25 protein-coding genes and 1 tRNA gene are annotated in these 20,622 nt (G+C 53.1%); 15 read left to right on the forward strand and 11 right to left on the reverse strand.

Features of this window, described 5'->3' with window-relative positions; genetic code table 11:
* Position 1: 1 nt before the first annotated feature.
* Together dnaK and AAC636_RS01205 are read right to left on the reverse strand one after the other, a co-directional pair.
* A complete protein-coding gene (gene dnaK / locus AAC636_RS01200) occupies positions 2-1,900 on the reverse strand; it encodes a molecular chaperone DnaK (protein ID WP_340300091.1) in 1,899 nt (632 codons plus the stop codon).
* Positions 1,901-2,087: 187 nt separating this feature from the next.
* Positions 2,088-2,891, reverse strand: a complete 804-nt coding sequence (locus tag AAC636_RS01205) for an ABC transporter permease (protein ID WP_340300092.1) — start codon at positions 2,889-2,891, stop codon at positions 2,088-2,090.
* 131 nt (positions 2,892-3,022) lie between these two features.
* On the opposite strand from AAC636_RS01205, the gene cysQ reads away from it, so the two are divergent.
* From cysQ to AAC636_RS01220, 3 genes are read left to right on the forward strand one after another with little or no spacing between them, the layout of a single operon-like run.
* On the forward strand, positions 3,023-3,820 hold the full coding sequence (gene cysQ, locus AAC636_RS01210; protein ID WP_340262580.1) for a 3'(2'),5'-bisphosphate nucleotidase CysQ: 798 nt from the start codon (positions 3,023-3,025) through the stop codon (positions 3,818-3,820).
* Positions 3,817-4,617, forward strand: coding sequence for a 3-deoxy-manno-octulosonate cytidylyltransferase (locus AAC636_RS01215; protein ID WP_340300093.1), 801 nt, complete (start codon positions 3,817-3,819; stop codon positions 4,615-4,617). The genes cysQ and AAC636_RS01215 overlap by 4 nt, the downstream gene beginning before the upstream one ends.
* Positions 4,614-5,075, forward strand: coding sequence for a hypothetical protein (locus tag AAC636_RS01220; protein WP_340300094.1), 462 nt, complete (start codon positions 4,614-4,616; stop codon positions 5,073-5,075). The genes AAC636_RS01215 and AAC636_RS01220 overlap by 4 nt, the downstream gene beginning before the upstream one ends.
* Here AAC636_RS01220 and AAC636_RS01225 read toward each other — a convergent pair.
* The 6 genes from AAC636_RS01225 to AAC636_RS01250 form a co-directional block, all read right to left on the reverse strand.
* Positions 5,072-5,536, reverse strand: coding sequence for a PTS sugar transporter subunit IIA (locus AAC636_RS01225; protein ID WP_340300095.1), 465 nt, complete (start codon positions 5,534-5,536; stop codon positions 5,072-5,074). The genes AAC636_RS01220 and AAC636_RS01225 overlap by 4 nt on opposite strands.
* A gap of 39 nt (positions 5,537-5,575) precedes the next feature.
* Entirely contained in the window at positions 5,576-6,142 is a 567-nt protein-coding gene (hpf, locus tag AAC636_RS01230; protein WP_340262571.1) for a ribosome hibernation-promoting factor, HPF/YfiA family, read from the reverse strand.
* Positions 6,143-6,346: 204 nt separating this feature from the next.
* Positions 6,347-7,108, reverse strand: a complete 762-nt coding sequence (lptB, locus tag AAC636_RS01235; protein WP_340300096.1) for an LPS export ABC transporter ATP-binding protein — start codon at positions 7,106-7,108, stop codon at positions 6,347-6,349.
* 3 nt (positions 7,109-7,111) lie between these two features.
* Positions 7,112-7,606 (reverse strand): LptA/OstA family protein, encoded by a 495-nt coding sequence (locus AAC636_RS01240; protein ID WP_340300097.1) that lies wholly within the window; start codon positions 7,604-7,606, stop codon positions 7,112-7,114.
* Positions 7,607-7,614: 8 nt separating this feature from the next.
* Positions 7,615-8,208, reverse strand: coding sequence for an LPS export ABC transporter periplasmic protein LptC (gene lptC, locus AAC636_RS01245; protein WP_340300098.1), 594 nt, complete (start codon positions 8,206-8,208; stop codon positions 7,615-7,617).
* A 9-nt stretch (positions 8,209-8,217) separates the two neighbouring features.
* Positions 8,218-8,829, reverse strand: a complete 612-nt coding sequence (locus AAC636_RS01250; protein ID WP_340300099.1) for a ribonuclease D — start codon at positions 8,827-8,829, stop codon at positions 8,218-8,220.
* A 211-nt stretch (positions 8,830-9,040) separates the two neighbouring features.
* On the opposite strand from AAC636_RS01250, the gene AAC636_RS01255 reads away from it, so the two are divergent.
* The 6 genes from AAC636_RS01255 to AAC636_RS01280 all read left to right on the forward strand — a co-directional run bounded on the left by AAC636_RS01255 (position 9,041) and on the right by AAC636_RS01280 (position 14,009).
* Positions 9,041-9,670 (forward strand): MarR family transcriptional regulator, encoded by a 630-nt coding sequence (locus tag AAC636_RS01255; protein ID WP_340300100.1) that lies wholly within the window; start codon positions 9,041-9,043, stop codon positions 9,668-9,670.
* 228 nt (positions 9,671-9,898) lie between these two features.
* Positions 9,899-10,477 (forward strand): thermostable hemolysin, encoded by a 579-nt coding sequence (locus tag AAC636_RS01260; RefSeq protein ID WP_340262556.1) that lies wholly within the window; start codon positions 9,899-9,901, stop codon positions 10,475-10,477.
* A complete protein-coding gene (locus tag AAC636_RS01265) occupies positions 10,477-11,904 on the forward strand; it encodes an AMP-binding protein (protein WP_340300101.1) in 1,428 nt (475 codons plus the stop codon). The genes AAC636_RS01260 and AAC636_RS01265 overlap by 1 nt, the downstream gene beginning before the upstream one ends.
* Positions 11,904-12,707 carry an SDR family NAD(P)-dependent oxidoreductase gene (locus tag AAC636_RS01270; RefSeq protein ID WP_340300102.1) on the forward strand — a complete coding sequence of 268 codons (804 nt, stop codon included), beginning with the start codon at positions 11,904-11,906 and terminating at the stop codon, positions 12,705-12,707. Before AAC636_RS01265 ends, AAC636_RS01270 begins: the two co-directional genes overlap by 1 nt.
* 3 nt (positions 12,708-12,710) lie before the next feature.
* Positions 12,711-13,571: a TauD/TfdA family dioxygenase gene (locus tag AAC636_RS01275; RefSeq protein WP_340262549.1), complete on the forward strand. Its 861-nt coding sequence runs from the start codon at positions 12,711-12,713 to the stop codon at positions 13,569-13,571.
* Positions 13,572-13,613: 42 nt separating this feature from the next.
* On the forward strand, positions 13,614-14,009 hold the full coding sequence (locus AAC636_RS01280; RefSeq protein WP_340300103.1) for a DUF2147 domain-containing protein: 396 nt from the start codon (positions 13,614-13,616) through the stop codon (positions 14,007-14,009).
* 21 nt (positions 14,010-14,030) lie between these two features.
* On the opposite strand, the gene AAC636_RS01285 is transcribed toward AAC636_RS01280, so the two are convergent.
* Positions 14,031-14,543 carry a helix-turn-helix transcriptional regulator gene (locus AAC636_RS01285; RefSeq protein ID WP_340262544.1) on the reverse strand — a complete coding sequence of 171 codons (513 nt, stop codon included), beginning with the start codon at positions 14,541-14,543 and terminating at the stop codon, positions 14,031-14,033.
* 165 nt (positions 14,544-14,708) lie between these two features.
* On the opposite strand from AAC636_RS01285, the gene AAC636_RS01290 reads away from it, so the two are divergent.
* Genes AAC636_RS01290 through AAC636_RS01305 form a run of 4 tightly spaced genes read left to right on the forward strand, consistent with a single transcriptional unit; the run spans position 14,709 to position 16,722 of the window.
* Positions 14,709-15,131, forward strand: coding sequence for a hypothetical protein (locus tag AAC636_RS01290; protein ID WP_340300104.1), 423 nt, complete (start codon positions 14,709-14,711; stop codon positions 15,129-15,131).
* Positions 15,128-15,397 (forward strand): hypothetical protein, encoded by a 270-nt coding sequence (locus AAC636_RS01295; protein ID WP_340300105.1) that lies wholly within the window; start codon positions 15,128-15,130, stop codon positions 15,395-15,397. The genes AAC636_RS01290 and AAC636_RS01295 overlap by 4 nt, the downstream gene beginning before the upstream one ends.
* A 6-nt stretch (positions 15,398-15,403) precedes the next feature.
* Positions 15,404-16,135: a hypothetical protein gene (locus AAC636_RS01300; protein WP_340300106.1), complete on the forward strand. Its 732-nt coding sequence runs from the start codon at positions 15,404-15,406 to the stop codon at positions 16,133-16,135.
* A gap of 5 nt (positions 16,136-16,140) precedes the next feature.
* A complete protein-coding gene (locus tag AAC636_RS01305; protein WP_340300107.1) occupies positions 16,141-16,722 on the forward strand; it encodes a PepSY domain-containing protein in 582 nt (193 codons plus the stop codon).
* A gap of 175 nt (positions 16,723-16,897) precedes the next feature.
* Here AAC636_RS01305 and AAC636_RS01310 read toward each other — a convergent pair.
* Positions 16,898-16,984, reverse strand: a tRNA-Leu gene (locus tag AAC636_RS01310).
* A 196-nt stretch (positions 16,985-17,180) separates the two neighbouring features.
* Between AAC636_RS01310 and AAC636_RS01315 the strand changes: the two genes are divergently transcribed.
* On the forward strand, positions 17,181-18,161 hold the full coding sequence (locus AAC636_RS01315; protein WP_340300108.1) for a complex I NDUFA9 subunit family protein: 981 nt from the start codon (positions 17,181-17,183) through the stop codon (positions 18,159-18,161).
* A gap of 3 nt (positions 18,162-18,164) precedes the next feature.
* Here AAC636_RS01315 and AAC636_RS01320 read toward each other — a convergent pair whose 3' ends face one another.
* The gene (locus tag AAC636_RS01320; protein ID WP_340300109.1) at positions 18,165-18,968 is read right to left on the reverse strand and encodes an undecaprenyl-diphosphate phosphatase; all 804 of its coding nucleotides are present in this window, start codon (positions 18,966-18,968) and stop codon (positions 18,165-18,167) included.
* Positions 18,969-19,182: 214 nt separating this feature from the next.
* Between AAC636_RS01320 and AAC636_RS01325 the strand changes: the two genes are divergently transcribed.
* Positions 19,183-20,616 (forward strand): NAD(P)-dependent oxidoreductase, encoded by a 1,434-nt coding sequence (locus AAC636_RS01325; RefSeq protein ID WP_340300110.1) that lies wholly within the window; start codon positions 19,183-19,185, stop codon positions 20,614-20,616.
* Positions 20,617-20,622: the final 6 nt, after the last annotated feature.

Below are 20,622 nucleotides of genomic sequence, written 5' to 3' on the forward strand. Positions count from 1 at the left end.
ATTAGGAGCGCTTTCTGTCGTCCAGATCTTCGAAATCGGCATCTACGATGTCATCATCGACACCAGATGGCTCATCACCGCCTTCGCCATCCTCGGCTTGGGCTTTGTAAATGGCCTCACCAAGCTTCATTGCAGCTTCGGTCACGTTTTGGATGCCAGATTTGATCTTGCCCGCATCATCGGTCGCGATCTGTTCTTCCAAGTTTTTGATAGCCAACTCGATTGCTTCGACTGTGGTCGGATCAACCTTGTCAGAGTGTTCTTCCAAGGATTTCTGGGTCGAGTGGATCAGGCTTTCCGCTTGGTTCTTGGTTTCCACCAATTCCTTGCGCTGCTTATCGGCATCAGAGTTTTCCTCAGCCTCTTTGATCATGCGATCAATGTCCTCATCGCTGAGGCCGCCTGATGCTTGGATGGTGATCTTTTGCTCTTTGCCCGTGCCTTTGTCTTTCGCAGAAACCGAGACAATCCCGTTCGCGTCAATGTCAAAGGTCACTTCGATCTGTGGCATGCCGCGCGGTGCAGGTGGGATATTTTCCAGATTGAATTGGCCCAACATTTTGTTGTCAGCGGCCATTTCCCGCTCGCCTTGGAAGACGCGGATTGTCACCGCGTTTTGATTGTCCTCAGCGGTCGAGAAAATCTGGCTTTTCTTGGTTGGGATGGTCGTGTTGCGGTCGATCAGACGGGTAAAGACACCGCCCAAGGTTTCAATCCCAAGGCTTAGCGGGGTGACGTCCAAAAGAACAACATCCTTCACATCGCCCTGCAATACGCCCGCTTGAATGGCCGCGCCCATGGCCACAACCTCATCAGGGTTCACGCCTTTATGGGGTTCCTTGCCAAAGAAGTTAGACACTTCTTCGATTACCTTAGGCATACGGGTCATGCCGCCGACCAAAACCACCTCGTCAATATCACCTTTTGAGAGGCCCGCATCTTTCAACGCGGCCTGACATGGTTTCAGCGAGCGTTTGATCAGATCACCTACAAGGCTTTCCAATTTCGCGCGGGTCAGTTTCAGCACAAGGTGCAAGGGCTGGCCGTTTGACCCCATCGAGATGAACGGTTGGTTGATCTCGGTCTGGGTCGAAGAGGAAAGTTCAATCTTTGCTTTCTCCGCCGCTTCCTTGAGACGCTGAAGCGCCATTTTGTCTTGCGTCAGATCGACATTGTTTTCCTTTTTGAATTCCTGCGCGAGGTAATTCACAATCGCCATGTCGAAATCTTCACCGCCAAGGAACGTGTCCCCATTGGTGGATTTTACCTCAAACAGGCCATCGTCAATCTCAAGGATTGTGATGTCGAATGTGCCGCCGCCAAGGTCATAAACCGCGATGGTCTTGGTGTCTTTTTTGTCCAACCCATAGGCCAAAGCGGCCGCTGTTGGCTCGTTAATGATGCGCAGCACCTCAAGGCCTGCGATTTTACCCGCATCTTTGGTCGCCTGACGCTGTGCATCGTTGAAATAGGCAGGCACAGTGATCACGGCCTGTGTCACATCTTCGCCCAGATAATTCTCGGCAGTTTCCTTCATCTTGGTCAGGATTTGTGCAGAAATTTGGCTGGGGCTGAATTTCTCGCCCTTTACCTCGACCCATGCGTCACCATTGCCGCCGTCAATGATATTGTAGGGAACAAGGTTCTTGTCCTTTTCCACTTCGGCATCGGTCAAACGACGCCCGATCAGGCGCTTTACAGCAAAAATTGTGTTTTCAGGATTGGTAACAGCTTGGCGCTTTGCCGATTGACCCACCAGACGTTCGTCATCGGTGTAGCCAACAATCGATGGTGTGGTGCGTGCGCCTTCAGCGTTTTCAATCACGCGCGGCTGCGCGCCGTCCATAATCGCAACACAAGAGTTTGTGGTGCCGAGGTCAATGCCAATTACTTTAGCCATCTTTTCTGGTCCCTTTTCTTCAAGCGAACATGCGGCAACGGCCCGATCTCGGCTCCGTCACTGCTTATGTATAGGCTGCTTAGAACAGCCTGTTTCGGTGGCTATATAGGCAGGCACATCGCCCCCTGCAAGCAGCGCAACGCTAGGAATTTGGGAAAGATCACAAGGAATTCTGCGAAATTCTTGGCTAGCGCCCCATATCCCACGACATTGAGGCCCGCTTGGTTGTGAAAAACTCAGCCATCAGGCCAATAATCAACAGGCCACAGGCAACATAAAGCGGGTATTCCCAATTCGTATGATGCGGAAAGTAATTCACGAACACGGCGCCGCGCATTTGGTCGACAATGTGAAACAAAGGGTTCCAATCAAACATCGAAATGATGAATCCCGGCACCATATTGGCGACAAACATCTTGCCTGACGCGACCATATTGATCCGCATATAGGCCTGTTGCACAAATCGGGTCACTTCGGGGGACCATGGGCGCATCGCGCGAAACACAAGCCCCACGCCAAAAGGTAAATCATCAAAGCGGCTTTCCAGTTGTGGAAGGTCACCGTGCCGCTGAACGTGTGCAGCGCGAATAAAATCACCAAGAGCGAAATGGTTTGCACGTAAAATGCCGAGATCAGCGAGGATGCAATCGCCACAATTGGATTCATGGGCCCATGTTGCATCAGGGATGAGGTGCCGCCTTTTGCGGCAGAGACAGCAGCCACCGCGCGGATATGGCAGAGGTATAAATAAATCCCTGACAAGAGATACATCATGAAATCGCCGCGCAGTTTCGCCTCGCGCGCGCCGATGAATATAGAACATCAGATAAAATCCGCCGACAAACATGCCCGCGTGTAAAATGCTGGTCATGATGGCCCAAACGGCATTGCGGTGCGATGAACGCACCTTTTGAACCGAGGCGTGATAGGTCACCTCAAGCATGGAAAAGAGGCTACGCCTCATCGTATTCGTTTGTCGCGCTTCAAACATGGATGCTGGCCTTGATCCATAGATGTCGGTTTGTTTGGCAAGATATATATGATCTACTTGCCCCATCCAACGAGATTAGGATAACCGCAAAAGGCCATTTAAGGCAATCTGGTCAAGGAAATTGTTACAAAATGGATTTTGACAAGATCGAGCGCGTGTTTCGAAGTCTGGCCTTGGGGGCCGGTGAAAAAATCATGGAGGTTTATGCCTCAGATGATTTTGGTGTTGAAAGCAAATCAGATGACAGTCCCGTGACCCGCGCTGATCAGGCGGCGGATGCCTATATCTCTGCGGGTCTGCGCGCAGCCTTTCCCGATCTTGCGCTTGTGACCGAAGAACAGGCCGAAACCCATCGGCAATCCTTGCGGGATTTCATCATTGTTGACCCGCTTGATGGCACAAAGGAATTTGTGCAGCGCCGTGGGGATTTTACAGTCAACATTGCCCTTGTTTTGGATGGTCGCCCTCAGCGTGGTGTTGTTTATGCGCCCGCGAAGCAGCGATTATTTTACACTCGTGCGGATGGCAAATCGGTTGAGGAACTCACGCCCTTTAACCACGATGAAATTGGCCCGCAGAAATTGCTTTCTGTGGCAGAGGCCGACAATAGTGCCTTGCGCGTTGTCGCCTCGAAATCACATCGCGATGCCGCCACGGATGCCTATATCAGTGCCTATGAAATTTCAGATTTGCGCAGCGCAGGCTCATCCTTGAAATTCTGTTTGGTTGCTTCGGGTGAGGCGGATTTTTATCCGCGCCTTGGCCGCACAATGGAATGGGATACGGCTGCGGGCGATGCAGTGTTGCGCGGTGCGGGCGGCCAGATGGTGGAGTTTTCAACCCATCAGGAATTTACCTATGGCAAGGCAGGTTTTGAGAATAGCTTCTTCATCGCCTATGCCCCAACCGTGGAGTTGATCGAGCCATGAGCGTCATTTGTGTAATACCCGCGCGGTATCAATCCTCACGCTATCCGGGTAAACCCTTGGTGCAGTTGCGCGGGGTTTCGGGCAAATCTATGAGCCTGATTGAGCGCAGTTGGCGCGCCGCTTGTGCCGTAAGCGGTTTTGACGCGGTCTATGTGGCCACGGATGATGATCGTATTCGAGACGCGGCCCAAGGTTTTGGCGCGCAGGTTGTGATGACCTCGTCCGATTGTGTGAATGGGACGGAGCGCTGCGCAGAGGCCCTCAATAATCTTGGACAAAATGTTGAGATGGTGGTGAACCTTCAGGGGGATGCGCCGCTGACACCTGCATGGTTCTTGGAGGAGTTGATCACAGGCCTGCGCGCTGATCCATCTGCGGACATTGCTACGCCCGTTTTGCGCTGTGATGGTGAAACCTTGGCCGCATTCAAAGCGGATCGTAAGGCAGGCCGCGTTGGCGGGACCACGGCCGTTTTTGGCAACGCGCACCAAGCACTCTATTTTTCAAAGGAAGTGATCCCCTACACCACGGGTATTTCTGAGGACGCCGAAGAAACCCCCGTCTTTCATCATGTGGGTGTTTACGCTTATCGCCCCGAGGCGCTATTGGCCTATCCGACATGGCCGACAGGGCCGCTAGAGACACTTGAGGGGTTAGAACAATTGCGCTTCCTCGAGTCTGGTCGCCGTGTGTTATGTGTCGAGGTCGAAGCAAAAGGGCGGAAATTCTGGGAATTGAACAACCCTGAAGATGTGTCACGGATCGAAGTCATGCTTGCGGAGATGGGCAAAGAATGAGCCAGCCGCGCGTCAGCGTGATCGTGGTCAGCCACGGACGCCCTCATTTTGCAACGGCGCGGCGCGTTTTAAGCAAAACCTACGGGCTTGTTTTGCCAAGTCAAAGTGGGGTGCAAGATTGGTCACTTGAGGCGCAGCGCGCAGGATTCTTGCAATTTCTAAAATTTCTACGGGGCAATCTGGCGGGGCAAACGGGCCTTCCTGTTGATCCTGCTTGGGCCAGCCAGACTGCAATTTTGCAAGGCATGGCGCAGGTGAAATTGCTTGATCTCTTGTTGCGGGCCGAAGAATTGCCAAATGCCCTTCCTGCTTTGGCGGGACAAGATCAGGCCTTCGTTCTGCCCAATCCCTGCGATCCAATTTCGCTTTCTGAGGTATACACGACCGAAATTGAGGATGTCTGCGCCGAGGCCTATCGGCGCGACTATGTCAGTTTTGGATTTGGGTCTTGGGCCTAGGCCGCTTGGCTTTCTGCGCCGCCTGTCAAAAAGGTGTGCAGTGTCATTGGGTCAGAATTTGCCCGCAATTTTTCGCAAAGTTCCGCATCTCGCAATGTGCGCGACACGCGCGCCAGCGCCTTGAGGTGATCCACGCCCGTATCGGCAGGCGCAAATAGCGCAAAAACCAGATCAACAGGCCGTCTGTCTGCGGAATTAAAGTTGACGGGACGTTCGAGACGGAAAAATACGCCTGTGATTTTCGTGAGCGCCGACAAACGCGCATGGGGCAAGGCCACGCCATGCCCCACGCCTGTTGGCCCTAGGCTTTCACGCTCCTGCAGAGCTTCGAAAATTTCCGAGGCGCTGACGTCAAGCAAACCCTCAGCCACATCTGCAAGAGACTGCAGAAGCCGCTTTTTGCTTGTCACATCAGAAACAACCTTCACGCCTTGCGGCTCAAGGAGCATCGAAAGTTCCATTCGCGTGTATTCCTTACCCGTCAGGGTCTTTATTTCAGTCTAGCGGGGATCAATCCAGCCGATATTTCCGTCTTCGCGGCGATAGACGATGTTTACGCCTGCGCTCGCTTCGTTTCGGAATACCAAGACAGGGGCGCCCGCCAATTCCATCTGCATTACCGCCTCACCCACAGAGAGCGAAGGGATTTTAGTTTCGGTTTCTGCGATGATGATGGGCTGCAAGGTGTCATCCGCATCATCTTCGTCTTTGTCTGTTGAAGCGAGGATATACGAGGCCGCAGCGAAATGTTCAACGGGTTCTGCGCGTTCGCGGTGATGATCTTTCAATCTGCGCTTGTATCTGCGCAGTTGCTTTTCCATTTTCTCACAGCACTTATCAAAGGCCGCGTAGATTTCTGTATCGCTGCCCTTGGCAGATGCGCTGAGTCCAGTGGAAAGGTGAACATTGGATTCGCACACGAACTCATGCCCACTTTTTGAGAAAACGACATGTGAATCCGTTGGTCTTTCAGCATATTTTGCAACTGCCCCGCCAAGCCCGTCTTTCACATATGTTTGGAGTGCTTCGCCAATATCGATTTGTTTCCCACTGATTTGATAGCGCATGTTACCTCCATTATGTAAAGATAGCGTTGGAGCGAGGCTGCAACGCTACACTATAAAAGAAGATGTCAGGGATACCGCCTGCCCAAATCTATTTCTGCCTGCGGTCAGCAGCGCGACAGGAAAGAAGAGGGTGTTGGCTCTGTCAAACATCACCCCTATTTGGCGACGAATCCCCGCCATCTGTCAACGTAAAGCAGAAGACGATCAGCCGATTTTGAAATTTTGGCCCAAATAAACGCGGCGCACATTCTCGTCTTGCACGACATCTTTGGAGGTGCCGCTCATTAAGATTTTGCCGTCATGCAGGATATAGGCGCGATCCACAATTTGCAGCGTCTCACGCACATTATGGTCGGTGATCAAAACGCCAATGCCGCGCGTTTTGAGATCGGCAACAAGGCTGCGGATATCGTTCACGGCAATCGGATCAACGCCCGCGAAGGGCTCATCCAGCAACACATAGCGCGGATTTGATGCTAAGCAGCGCGCGATCTCCACCCGCCGCCGTTCCCCACCTGACAAGGATAGGGCGGGCGCGCGGCGCAAATGTTCAATCGAGAAATCGCTCAGCAAATCTTCAAGCCGTTTGCGCCGTGTTACGGCGTCTTTCTCGGATATCTCCAAGATTGATAGAATGTTTGCCTCAACTGATAGGCCGCGGAAAATCGACATTTCCTGTGGCAAATATCCGATGCCCGCCCGTGCGCGGCGATACATTGGCAACCGCGTCACATCGTGGCCATCCAACATTACTTTGCCACCATCAGGCGTGACCAAGCCCGCGATTGCATAGAAACTTGTGGTTTTGCCCGACCCGTTTGGCCCAAGCAATGCCACGACCTCACCTCTGCGCAATTCCATGGAAACATCACGAATGACGGGTCTGCGGCGATAGCTTTTGCGGAGGCTTGAAACGATCAAACCCGCTGCGCCCTCTTCGACCTTTAATGACACCCGCTTTGCCATGACTTACTGGTTTGCCCCCTGCAAAGTTGTGCGCACACGCCCATCCACCGTGCCTTGCCCCGTGGCAATATCAAGTAGCATCCGCTCGCCCGCAATAACACCGCTTTGTTGACTGACCAAAACATTGCCAATCATTTCCATTTCGTTGCGAGCTACGAAATAGGTGGCGGTTTCAGCCTCGGCCGCGTCCACACCGCGGGTAATCAAAACCCCACCCAGAGCTTGCACTTGGTCGATATCGTTTTGACCGCCGGTTTCGGCATTGGTTTGATAGAGGACGTGGATTTCAGCCGCTGAGATGCGCAAATCGCCCTGCACAGCGATCACATTGCCGCGAAATATTGCATTTCCGTTAGTGTCATCGACCTCAAGACTGTCGGAGACAACTTCGATTGGGGCGCTGCTGTCATGCGGGGTGCCGCCAAAGCCCACGTGTGTCTGCGACTGCGCAGGTAGGCCTATGGCCATCAAGAAAATAGCGATGAAGAATTGCCGCATATGCCCCCCTATTTCCCCTCATATAGCAGCCGCACGCCACCCTGAAAATGCACAACCTGATGATCTGACGGGCCAGTGATTGCCATTTGCCCCGCTTCAAGGCGAATCCCGTCCGATGTGATCAAAACCGCTGCGGGCGCGATAATGTCACCAGATGCGGCATTTATAGATAATTCCTCAGTGTCTAGCCTATAGCCTTCGGGTGATGTTGCAACAATATTTCCAGTTAAACGTGTGTCAGAGGTTTGGCTATTCCACAAGGCTTGATCAGCCGTGATTTGATCGCGCCCGCCTGTTAACCGCGTTATTTCTGCCGTTACATTGGTGGCAAGAATTTGATTGGCATCTCCATCACTTGGCTCAGCGGAAGATGCGATCAATTCCACCTCAGCGCCAGATCCTGTAACCATCGCAAATCGGGGGTTGGTCATCCCTTTCTGGCCCAATTGGCCATCGGCGCTTTGCGTGGCAAGAGGCAAAGCTTGGTTCGGATCAGGGCGCCCCGAAAACAGAAACATCAGAGATAACACCACCAAAGCAGCAAGCGGAAGAACCAACTTGCTGAATGTTATGATCCGAGAATAGGTGGCACCTTGGGGCATGGGGTTGGATCAATGCGCAAAGATGTCAATCTCTGGCCATCCCGCCAAATCAAGCTTGGCACGGGTTGGCAGGAAATCAAAACACGCCTGCGCCATCTCTTGGCGGTTCTCACGGGCGAGCATGGCGTCAAGTTTATCCTTGATCTGGTGCAGATACAGCACATCCGAGGCCGCGTAATCCTTTTGGGCATCGGTCAAATGGCTTGCCCCCCAATCAGAGGATTGTTGATATTTTGACATATCCACGCCAATCAATTCTTGAGCGAGGTTCTTCAGCCCGTGCCGATCTGTGAAGGTGCGCACCAGTTTTGAGGCGATCTTTGTGCAATAGACAGGGGCGGCCAAAGCACCAAAGCGATGATACATTGCCGCGATATCGAAACGCCCGAAATGAAATAATTTCAGCGTGTTCGGATCCGTCAAAAGCGCGCAAAGATTTGGGGCTGCTGTTTGATCCTGGGTGATCTGCACCAGATGCGCGTTTCCATCCCCGTCAGACAATTGCACCAAACACAGGCGGTCACGATGTGGGTTTAACCCCATTGTCTCGCAATCAATCGCCACAATCGGCCCCAGTTTCAGACCGTCAGGAAGGTCGCCAAGATAAGTATGGATGGTCACGTGTCTAGCCTTTCACGGGCGGATATGGTGATGCCCTCTAGCGGCCATCTTTGCCCATTTCCCATCTGATTACGAATAAAAATTGGGTATAGGCGGTGCCCATTGGGGTCAAGGCAATGATCTGTGAATTTATGCCCAGTGATGCAGAGGCTACACGCTGAGCGATCGGATCAAAGCCCTATGTCCATTCCCGCTTCACACTCTGTATCTGATGGCTTGCCTCGTAAACGACGTATCATTACCGCGAGGCGAAAGCGGTCTGGAGTTTTTAAGGGCAATCAAAACGGAAATGCCTGATCTAAAATGCATCATCGTTGATACAGTAGCCTCTATCCGCCGCGCCAGCTTGTCAGAAAAAAACTATGAGGAGACAGAGGCTGAAATTGCTCCTATGCGGCGGCTAGCACACGATCTCGACCTCGCGCTCATGGATGTTCACCACACACGCAAAGATAGCGGCAATCCGTCAACACCGATCGAACGCATAATGGGCTCGCAAGGGATTGGTGCCACGATTGAAACCGCTATTGTTTTAGAACAGCGGCCTGGGTCCAAAGATATAATCGCCCATGTTGTAGGCAAGGAAGTTGAAGGCGGTGAGTTTGCATACCGCTGGGACAGCCCTGGCTTCAGTTTCCAAGGCACTCCAGAGGTTGCAACGCTCGGGTCGTTTCAAGAGAAATGCTACGCCTTCATCAAGCAGCATCCAAGATGCATGCAAAAGGCAATCGTTGACGCCCTGGACACAGATAAAGGATCGGTCTCTCGGGCGGTCGCCAAGCTAATCGAACGAGGATTGGTGGAGAAAGATCAGCGTGACGCGTCGATGGCAACGTCTTGAAGATACCTGCCAACTATTGGTTGGCAGATTTGGTAAGGTTGGCAGGGTGGACGATTTACAAACATAGTAACGTCGCCAACCAAATTTCACAACGTATGAACTGAAGTTATAAATTTGAATATTTGATCAAAACATAACCACAGTCCAATAGCCAAATTCACTCTCAATCGTCAAATCAATACGACGCAACTCAACCGATGAGTTTTTCGGCCAAATGGAGGCCATGTCGTGAATTCACTTTTGATTGAACAAAATAATATCCGCACTGCACCGCTTTATGAATCCGGGCTCGTGCATATGCGTGACAGCTATCGTGCGGCATTTGGCGCAGAGATATCCTTTCGACCGCCGCGCTTGGTTTTAACCATGGCCGACGCCGACCAAATCACCTGTGCAGCGGGCATTCGCACCCATGACGAAGGGTTCTTTTCACAGCATTATCTTGACCAACCCATTCATGAACGCCTGAGCCTGCAAACGGGATGCAATGTTCAACCGCACGATGTCCTAGAGGTCGGGGGGCTTGCCTGTCGGTCACCTTTCGCCATTTATCCAACCTTGCGCACAGTGTTCCAATGGGGTCAGTCACAGCAGATTGGATGGGGTATATTCACGGCCACCCGCCAGATTAGGCGGCTTTTGTCGCGCGCTAAAATCACCCCAATCCTGCTCAGCAAAGCTGAAGCTACCTGCGTGCCGCATGCGTCCCAATGGGGCAGCTATTACGAGCAAGACCCTTGGGTCTGTGCGTTCCGTGATCCTGCCCAAGTCGCGGGTCACGACCTGACCACGGCGAGGGCTGTGTAATGGTCGCGTCAGTCTTTGCAGCCATCGCCACCACGGCCAGACAAAGGCCTGAGGCCATCGCACTTGGGCAAGGGGCGCGAACAATTACTTATGGCGCTTTGCAGGGTTTCCTTGCCGCCTGCCGCCCCTATTTGCAGGGGCCACAACAGGTGATTGGCATTGCCACATATGATCCAATAGAGGCTGCATTAGCAGATCTGGCGCTAACCGCGTGCGGTCACATCAGCGTGCATCTGCCCCCGTTTTTCTCCGCCACGCAAAAAGCGCATATCATCCAAGCCGCAGGCCTGACCGCGGTTATTGGGCAAGACCAGCCTGACCTTCCGCAGATTACCCTACCCGCGCCACCTGCCGCGCATGATTATCTGGAGGATTTTCAGCCAATCGAGGGCGCGAAGCGGATCATCTTCACCTCAGGCTCTTCAGGGACGCCTAAAGGTGTGGTTATCGGCGAAACACAAATGCAAACCGTGATCACAGGGCTACGCGATGCGATCGCGCCTGATGCGCGGGATGTGCATCTTTCACTTTTGCCAATGGCGCAGCTTTTGGAGCAAATCGCGGGTCTTTATTTGCCGCTCTTATGTGGCGCGCGCATTGAATTTTGCGCAGCGGCGCTCGGAGCCCTGTCGGGCGGCGATCCACAGCCCGTGATCACGGCGATGACAACCAGCAAACCCAGCACAACCATTCTCGTGCCTGCTCTGCTATCAGTCCTCGTGGCATATCTAAAATCCAAAGGCATCAAAGCGCCCGACAGCTTTCGCTTTGTCGCAGTCGGGGGCGCGCATACTGCCCCCACATTGCTCGAACAGGCTGCCGATCTCGGACTTCCCGTCTACGAAGGTTACGGCCTGTCAGAATGCGGCTCGGTCGTGGCGATGAACCGTGTGGGCGCTTTGCGTCACGGCACAGTTGGAAAAATCCTATCAGGTGTGAACGCTTGGATTGATAACGGTGAAATCGTTGTGTCTGGCCCAAGCGTGATGGAGGGCTATCTTGGCGCCCCTGCCCCTGAAACCCCATGGCGCACAGGCGATTTGGGGCGCATTGAAGATGGGCATCTTATCATCGAGGGCCGCAAGGACTGGCTGATCGTCACCCCGGCGGGCCGCAATATAAACCCCGAATGGGTCGAAGCCTGCCTTGGTGCAGATCCGCGCATTGTTGCAGCAGGTTTATGGCAGACCCCACAAGGCGAGTTGGAAATTCTTGCTGCTTTGCGCGGGGACATCACCCCAGAGCATATCGCAACCCATCTCGCAGCATTGCCAAGCTACGCCCGCCCAACTTCGGTGATCATAGTTCCTGCCAATCTACCAAATCTATTGAAAGCAGGCGGCGGCATTGCCCGTAATATGCTGTCGGACTTGTCGAAAACCGCCCCGAAATTTCCCCTCACCTACCCAGCAAAGGAATATGCTTAATGTCGTCCCATCCACCCTTAGCTGTCATCACAGGCGCAGGTTCTGGCATTGGCCGCGCACTTGCCCTCGAAGCGGGGCGAGCAGGCTACGATCTGGTTTTGGTTGGTCGCCGTCTTTATGCACTTGAGGAAACAGCGGCACAGATCCGAGGCGTTTCTGTGGCTGTGATCGATGCTGACATCACCCGCCCCGAAGATCGCCTTCGTCTCTGTGATGCAATCGGGGATGGGTTGGATCTACTGATCAACAATGCCGGTTGCCTGAGCGTAGGACGGATCACCGATCAACAAGATGAAGACATTACGCGCCTGATGAATACAAACCTAATCGCGCCCATCTTGCTCACGCGTGACCTGATCCCCACCTTGGCGCGCCGTAAAGGGCATATCGCCAATATTGGCTCAATGTTTGGGATGATCGCGTTTCCTTATTTTACCAGCTATTCCGCGAGCAAATTTGCCTTGCGCGGCCTGTCCGATGCACTTCGCCGCGAATTAGAGGAATATTCCATCACCGTCAGCTATATCGCGCCGCGCGCCACACGGACACCGGCACAATCGCAATTTGACCACCTCATCGCACCCTTTGAGATGAAATTAGATAGTCCCGAACACGTCGCGCGCAAAGCATGGCGCGGCATCACCAAACGGCGCAGCACTGTTTACCCAGGCATGGCTGAACGGATTTTTGCAGGGCTCAATGCGCTCATTCCCGCGGTGGTGGATAACGCCCTCATCAAGCAGTCCAAACGGATCCCCACGCATCCCTTGCCCTATGTGCCGTCAGAAAACGAAAAGGTCTGATCCATGAGCTATAATATCATCCGCCCCACAGCCGAGGCGCAAACCCTCACCGACCCAGCTGTTCTGACACAGCTGCGCGAAGATCTCACCCGTGACGGGTGGGTCATTCTCCGCGGGTTTGACGCTGATATGTCCAAATTCAGTGCCCTCACGACCGCCTTGTGCAAGAAGATCACGTTTGACCCCGCCCGCGAATATGGCGACAAAAACACGCAAAAGGTTGATGCAGGCACGGGGCCTATCGGTCTGCATACGGAAAACGGCAACACACCTGTTTGCCCTGATATTGTTGCCTTCTACAGCCCAATCGCCGCCTTTGAAGGCTCGCAAACAACAATTTGTGACGGGCGTGCCGTGTTTGAAGACATGACCGAGGATCAAAAAGCCCGTTGGCAACAACCGATGGTGGTTGAACGCTATTTGCCTGAGGCTCTTTGGAAACGCTATCTTGCTAACGAGCATCCCGCAATTTCTAGCCCTGACGAAGTGACCGAACGTCATATTGAGGAATTCCGCGCCTTTATTCCAAACCAAGATTTTGACCTCTTGAAAGATGGCGGTATGAATTACCGCCTGACCGTATCGCCCGTGCGCCCCTCAAACCTGTCCGGGGGTCAGGGATTTGCCAATGCAGTGCTTGGCCCATCTCATAACTATGCCCCCCCACGCTACTACTTCGCAGCAGATGACGTGGTCAGCGCAGAGGAAATTGGCCAATTGGCTGAGCTGGCTGAGACGCATACCCACGAGATTAACTGGCAAGATGGCGATATTGCCATCTTGGACAACACCCGCGTGATGCATGGGCGGCGCGCGATCGTGGATACAAACCGCCAACTCTTTATTGGAATGGGTAGCGTTTGACACGCGCAGAGCTCGACCTTTAGCCTTAGGAGACTTCCCAACATGAAATACCTTAAACACGCGACAATGATCTTTCTTTTGGCCACAGGTGTGGCCGCCGCTGACCCGATCGAAGGGCTATGGCGCACCGCTCCCGATGATCATGGGGATGTTGGCTATATCAGAATTAGTGCCTGCGATGCGGCCTATTGCGGCAGGTTGGAGCGGGCCGAAAACAGCGCAGGCCAAGCCATTACGCCCGACACGATCGGCACGATGATAGTATGGGATCTAACCCCTGCGGCCAATGGCACCTATGAGGGACGCATCTACGCACCTGATCGCGGTAAAGAATATAAATCGCGGCTTGAATTGGCGACGAACCAGATCACTGTAAACGGCTGCGTCCTTGGTGGCTTGATCTGCCGTAATGGCGGAGAATGGGTGCGGGTCGAGTAGCCAAATGTGCAAGAAAAGAGGCTACTTTCTTGGACTTACGCCAACCTCAATAAACTCGTCTACGAAAAGTGATAAAAGCTCAACCCGTGACTTTACACCCGCCTTACCCATCAAGGAGTGGGTCTGTGACTTGATAGTCCCCAATTTCACGCCGCGGGCTTCAGCAATCTCGTCATTATTCATACCACGCACTATCAAGAGACCGATATCAGCCTCTGTTTTAGAAAGGCCCCAATTATCAAATTTCTGGCGGATTAACGCATCAAAATCTTCACGCAAATGGTGAAGGGAATTAGCTTGGTCACGGTTTATGCGCTGCAAGCTTCGAAGATGCATCGCCATTTGGACTAACCCAAGCACAAGTGCCAAAACGGCTGTGAGCTCAAATATTAGATGCACTAACTCAGCGTCAGAGTAAGGCAAGTTGGCACCTAAACGCGAATTAAAATCTTCTACCACATCGGTAATGAAAAATATGCTGCTAATCGCCATCAAAGCACCAGAGGCCAGGATCAGGATTTTGTTATTTTTCATATTCATTACCTTTACTTGCATTCTCGCGCCGATTGCTAAGGCTCATAGCTCAATCAAACTCTAGTTAGACGCCATTAAACTAAAGTTTAACGACAAAATTCAATGTGGGTTCTAACTCAATACCTATCAATTTGCCGCGAGGCACGTAATTTACGAGGTATCAAAATGATCAGACGCACAGCTTTACAACTTCTCTTGGGCGGCGCAGCAGCCTTGCCTATAACAGCAATGTTGGCAGGCCAAGCCCGCGCAAGTTCCGATGGCGGCGGCAGTTCTGGTGGAACTGACAGCAGTTCGTCAGGTAGCTCTGGTGGAACTGACAGCAGCTCGTCAGGCAGCTTTGGTGGCAATGATGATGGCACCTCTGGTAGTTTCTCAAGTGACAGTAGCAATGGAACCTCTGGTAGCTTTGGCGGCTCTGCACCTAATAGCCCCTCTGGCCCTGATGACACGCTTAGCGGCAGTTCGTCCAATGACGATCTTTTGCGCCTTCGACAAACACAAAATATTGACCAGTCCCTGAATGATGACGGGCTTGAACCTGTTTCGATGGATAATCTGGCCAATGTCTTGGCGGATTTCCAATGAGGGCGGCTGTCCTGATCCTAAGCGTGGCGCTTTTGTCGGCATGTGTCGCAACGACATTTAATCGCAGCGCCACGCCCAACCTCTACACCGCATTGGACAGCCAACTTGATGGCTATAGCGGGGCCCTCGCATCAGGCGCGGGCCGCTTTGAAATTGTGTCTACGCGAACAGATGGGAGCCGCCTCTGCCGTGTTGTCAATGTCGAAACGGAAGGTCGTTTTCACACAGAAAGTTTCTGCAAGATCCGCGGCGGCGAGTGGAGATAATCTGCCGTGACACTAGACTGGGGCACTATAAGGACAGCGAAGATCAAAGGCGGGGATTTTTGCCTTTACTTGCGCTGCCCTGCCCCCTTCTTACAGTTAATTGAAACCTGCCTTACGGGTTGGCAGATCGTGGAGGCGACAAACCCACCACGATTGGACATCATAGTGACCAAGAGTGATGCGGTGCTTAAGATTTCTGGTCGCACCCAGACGATTATCAATCACAGCTCAGACCCGATTGATGCGCTGAATTATCTTTGTTTGGATCTTGCCTATTGTTGTGCCGCACAATCCCCAAATGCCACGCTTTTGCATTGCGCCGCATTTGGGATAAAGGGGGCAACACAAATCGCATTCGGCAAAAAGGGCGTTGGTAAATCCACCCTATCCTTTCACCACGCCTATTGCGGGGATCGCATATTCGCGGATGACCTCCTGCTCTGGGATCGCAGCAAAAATCGCTTCATTTGTCTTGGTCTGCCGCTCAGGATGCGCCGCCCCCTGCCCAAACTTGACACTAATCTTGGGCGGCGCTTCATCGCCGGCAAATCCATCGCCTATTCGCGGCGGGATGCTTTTGACATCGCGCCTGCAGGCTTCGCCTTTTTCCCCGATGAAATTGTCGAGCTGACCCCGACCCCTGCGCCAGTTCCTTTGACGCAACTCTTGGCCCGGATCAAAGCCTTTTCAGTCTCGAAATCGCTGACGAATTTTCACTCTGAAACCCTAGAGGGGTAAATCCAATGCGTGTTTTTCGCTTCATTCGAACTATACATAGTTGGCTTGGGTTGCTGATTTTGCCGTGGATCATCTTGTTTGGGTTTTCGGGGTTTTATTTCAATCACCAACAAGCGGTGTTAACTCTGCTGCCCTCAGGCGCATATGACGAGACCGCCCTGTCCGAAGCTATGCTTGACGCACCGATGTCAGCGGCGCAGGCGCTGGCCGTGGTGGAAGATCACTTTCCCGATCTTGTCATCACAGATGCCAACCAAACCACCTATCATGGCTTTCGTGCCTATCAGTTTTTGGGTGAACGGGCACAGTTGATTGTCGCCGCTGATACAGGGCATTTCTACCACAAAACCCGTCTCACCCGCACAACCTTTGCGCCTGATGGCACCCGATTGCATCGCAAAATCTATTGGGGCCGATTTTTATCAACCTTCCACAATCTGGGTTGGGTCGATACACGCTTTGGCACAATCTTAGCGGATATAACCGCTTGGGCCCTGATTATTTTTGGATTTTCAGGTTTGTTTATCTGGGGCTTCCCACGGCACAAGCGCTACTTGCGCGCTTTGGGTGGCCTTTGGCCAAAATAAGCCCCGCATGAAACTAACCTACTGCACACAAACGGGAGCGGCGCGCACGCGCGCGGGAGCAAACACGCAGCCGCGCGCGCGTGGGACGCGCAACAAAAAAGGTGGATAAAAGGGTGGATGTATGGAGTTAATAAACCTATAAAAAATTGGTTTTATTATATTTTCAATCGTTTTTTGGTGCCCAGGAGAGGACTCGAACCTCCACGTCCATACAGACACTAGCACCTGAAGCTAGCGCGTCTACCAATTCCGCCACCTGGGCCAGTGTCGTGAGGCTGTCTGTTATATATCGGCATGGGTGCTGTCAACGGCTGTTGCATGGCTGTGGCAGATTTGGATGGGGTGATGTGGATTGCGCGCATGTGACGCTTGAGCGTGATATAATTGCGCCTTGTTTCGCTTGGGTTTGCCGCGTATCAATCGCGCAAATCCAGACCAGACGACCGAAAGGCAGAACGATGTCCAAGCTTGTGACAATTTTTGGCGGCTCAGGTTTTGTGGGGCGCTACATCGCAAGACGTATGGCTAAGGAAGGTTGGCGCGTGCGTGTTGCCGTGCGCCGCCCTAATGAAGCAGGTTTTGTGCGCCCTTATGGTGTGGTTGGTCAGGTCGAGCCTGTCTTGGCCAATATCCGCGATGATGCTTCGGTGCGTGCCGCGATCAAAGGGGCCGATGCGGTTGTGAATTGCGTGGGTATTCTCGTTGAATCAGGGAAAAACAAGTTTGATGCCGTTCAGGCCGAAGGGGCTGCACGCATTGCGCGGATTGCGAAAGAGGAGCGCGCCGCGCGGCTTGTCCATGTGTCCGCTATCGGTGCGGATGCAGACAGCGATAGCCTTTACGCGCAATCCAAAGCCCAAGGTGAAGCAGGCGTTAAGGCGGCTTTCTCAAAGGCGGTGATCTTGCGGCCTTCGATTGTGTTCGGGCCTGAAGATCAGTTTTTTAACCGCTTTGCCGCCATGGCGCGGCTGTCGCCTTTCGTGCCTTTGATGGGGGCGGGCAGCAAATTTCAGCCTGTCTATGTGGATGATGTGGCCCAAGCGGCTGTGACCGCCATTCTTAATGATCGGTTTAGCGGAATTTACGAATTGGGCGGGCCAGAGCAGCTGAGCTTCCGCGCGTTGATTGAAAAGATGCTCAAGGTGATTGGCCGCCGCCGTGTGATCTTGAGTGTCCCAAGCCTTGCTGCGGCGCCTTTGGCCTTTGGCCTTGATATGGCGCAGGCGGTGACATTTGGCCTTTTCACCAACGGTGTCCTCACCCGTGATCAGCTCCGTCAGCTCAAGCGGGATAATGTCGTGTCGCCAAAGGCAAAAACCTTGGCAGATTTTGGCGTTACACCGACTGCGCTTGATACGGTTTTGCCAGAATATTTGTGGCCTTATCGCGATGGCGGCCAATATGCAGCAATCCGCGATAGCGCATCTAAGCTGCGATAAGCCCTAGCTATACGCGATCATCAACAGCACCACGCCCAAGATCACCCGATAGATCACATAGGGCGTGTAGCTGATGGTTTTCAAAAGGCGCATCATCACAGACAGGGCCAAAAGCGCCGCGACAAAGGCGAACCCTGCGGCGATGGCACCATCGCGTGCGGCGGCCATGTCAGCTGTGCCAATGACCTCGAGCCCCAATAGTGCGCCTGAGGCGATGATCACTGGAATTGACATGAGCATCGACAACCGTGCCGCATCTTCGCGCCCGTAGCCTAGTTTTCGTGCGGCAGTGATGGTGATGCCCGAGCGCGATGTGCCGGGGATTAGTGCAAGAATTTGCGCACACCCCATAACCAGCGCATCTTTTAGCGTCCATGCCGTGGCAGGCTTCGTTTCTGTGCCTGTGCGGTCTGCCCAATAAAGCAAAATTCCGAATCCGAGCATCGTCCATCCGATGACCGCAGTTGAGCGCAGCAGGTCAGAGAGGCCTGTAAGCTTGAACACCAATCCTGCCACAACCACGGGCACTGTGGATATGATTAGGCACAGCGCGAGAAACGCGCCGCGTGTGTCAATCTGGCCGCGCAGGAGGCGGAAAAATCCAAACAGCGCCTCTTTTACATCGGCCCAGAAATACAAGATTACGGCGCCCAAGGTGCCGACATGCACGGCGACATCAATCACCTGACCTTGGTCGGCATGATTCATCAGCGCGGGCAATAGAATCAGGTGACCAGAGGAGGATATCGGCAGAAATTCCGTGATCCCTTGGATGGTAGCGAGAATAAAAAGATAAAACAGGCTCATGAGTTCTATGTCCCAATAAAAACGAGTCTTCTCTAAAGACTTGAATTAATGTGATGTTTTTTGAAATAGGTAATGGTGCAATACCTATTTTCGTAAATCAAAGTTGCAAATTGGCCGCCAGAAATGAAAACAGCATTATTTAGGTTAGTATTGCTGTCTTTTATGTGGTGCGCTTTCGGAATATGAGAAGCGCGTTGAAGGTGGGAGAAGTTCCGTGGCTAAGCAACCGATGTTAAAATTTGTCTCCGTGGCTAAAGAAACGCCCGAGAAGAGATCCGCCGAAGAACGCCGTGCGGATTTTCGCGAGATCTATGCCGAGTATGCCGAGCAAAAAGCCGCGGAGCAAGCAGGCCGTTGCAGCCAATGCGGCGTGCCCTATTGCCAGTCGCATTGCCCGCTTCACAACAATATTCCCGACTGGCTTCGCATGACTGCCGAAGGGCGCTTACGCGAGGCCTATGAGATCAGCCAAGCCACAAACACATTCCCTGAAATTTGTGGGCGTATCTGCCCGCAAGATCGCCTGTGCGAAGGCAATTGCGTGATCGAACAATCCGGGCATGGCACGGTCACCATCGGCTCGGTCGAGAAATATATCACCGATACCGCATGGGATGAAGGTTGGGTGATGCCCATTGCCGCCACAACCGAACGGGCAGAATCCGTGGGCATCATTGGCGCAGGGCCAGGCGGTTTGGCGGCCGCAGATCGTCTGCGCCGCGCAGGGCTTCAGGTGACAGTCTATGATCGTTATGACCGCGCAGGCGGGCTTTTGACCTACGGGATTCCAGGGTTTAAATTGGAAAAGCCCGTGGTGATGCGCCGCAATGAGCTTTTACAAAAAGGCGGGGTCAAGTTCGAGTTGAACACCGATATTGGCCGCGACATCACCTTTGAGGCGCTGCGCGAAAAGCACGACTTCATCGTGATCGCGACAGGCGTCTATAAATCGCGCGACTTGGACGTTGCGGGGCATGAGGCTTCGGGGATCGTCAAAGCATTGGATTATCTCACCGCGTCCAACCGCAAAAGCTTTGGCGATGCTGTGCCTGATTTTGACACTGGCGCATTGAATGCCGAAGGCAAAAATGTTGTCGTAATCGGCGGTGGTGATACTGCGATGGACTGTGTGCGCAGTGCGATTCGTCAGGGTGCGACCTCTGTGAAATGCCTATATCGCCGTGACCGCGCGAATATGCCCGGCAGCCAACGCGAAGTTCAGAACGCCGAAGAAGAGGGCGTGGAATTTGTCTGGTTGTCCGCGCCAAAAGGTTTTGTTGGCAATCCTGTAAAAGGTGTCGAGGTTCACAAAATGCGCCTCGGCGCGCCTGATGCGACAGGCCGTCAAAGCCCCGAGGTGATTGAGGGTGCCGATTATGTTGAGGACGCGGAACTGGTGATCATGGCCTTGGGCTTTGAGCCAGAAGATCTTCCCACGCTTTGGAATTGCGCAGATTTGCCTGTCACCCGTTGGGGGACGGTAAAGACCGATTTCCGTAGCCATGAAACGGCATTGGAAAACGTCTATGCCGTTGGCGATATTGCGCGCGGGGCGAGCCTTGTTGTTTGGGCGATCCGTGATGGCCGTGAAGCGGCGGATGCGATCCTCGCAAAAGTTGCAGGCCACGGCGTGATAGCGGCTGAGTGATCCGAT

This window comes from Roseobacter sp. HKCCD5988 (assembly GCF_037830355.1).
Classification (GTDB): Bacteria; Pseudomonadota; Alphaproteobacteria; order Rhodobacterales; family Rhodobacteraceae; genus M30B80.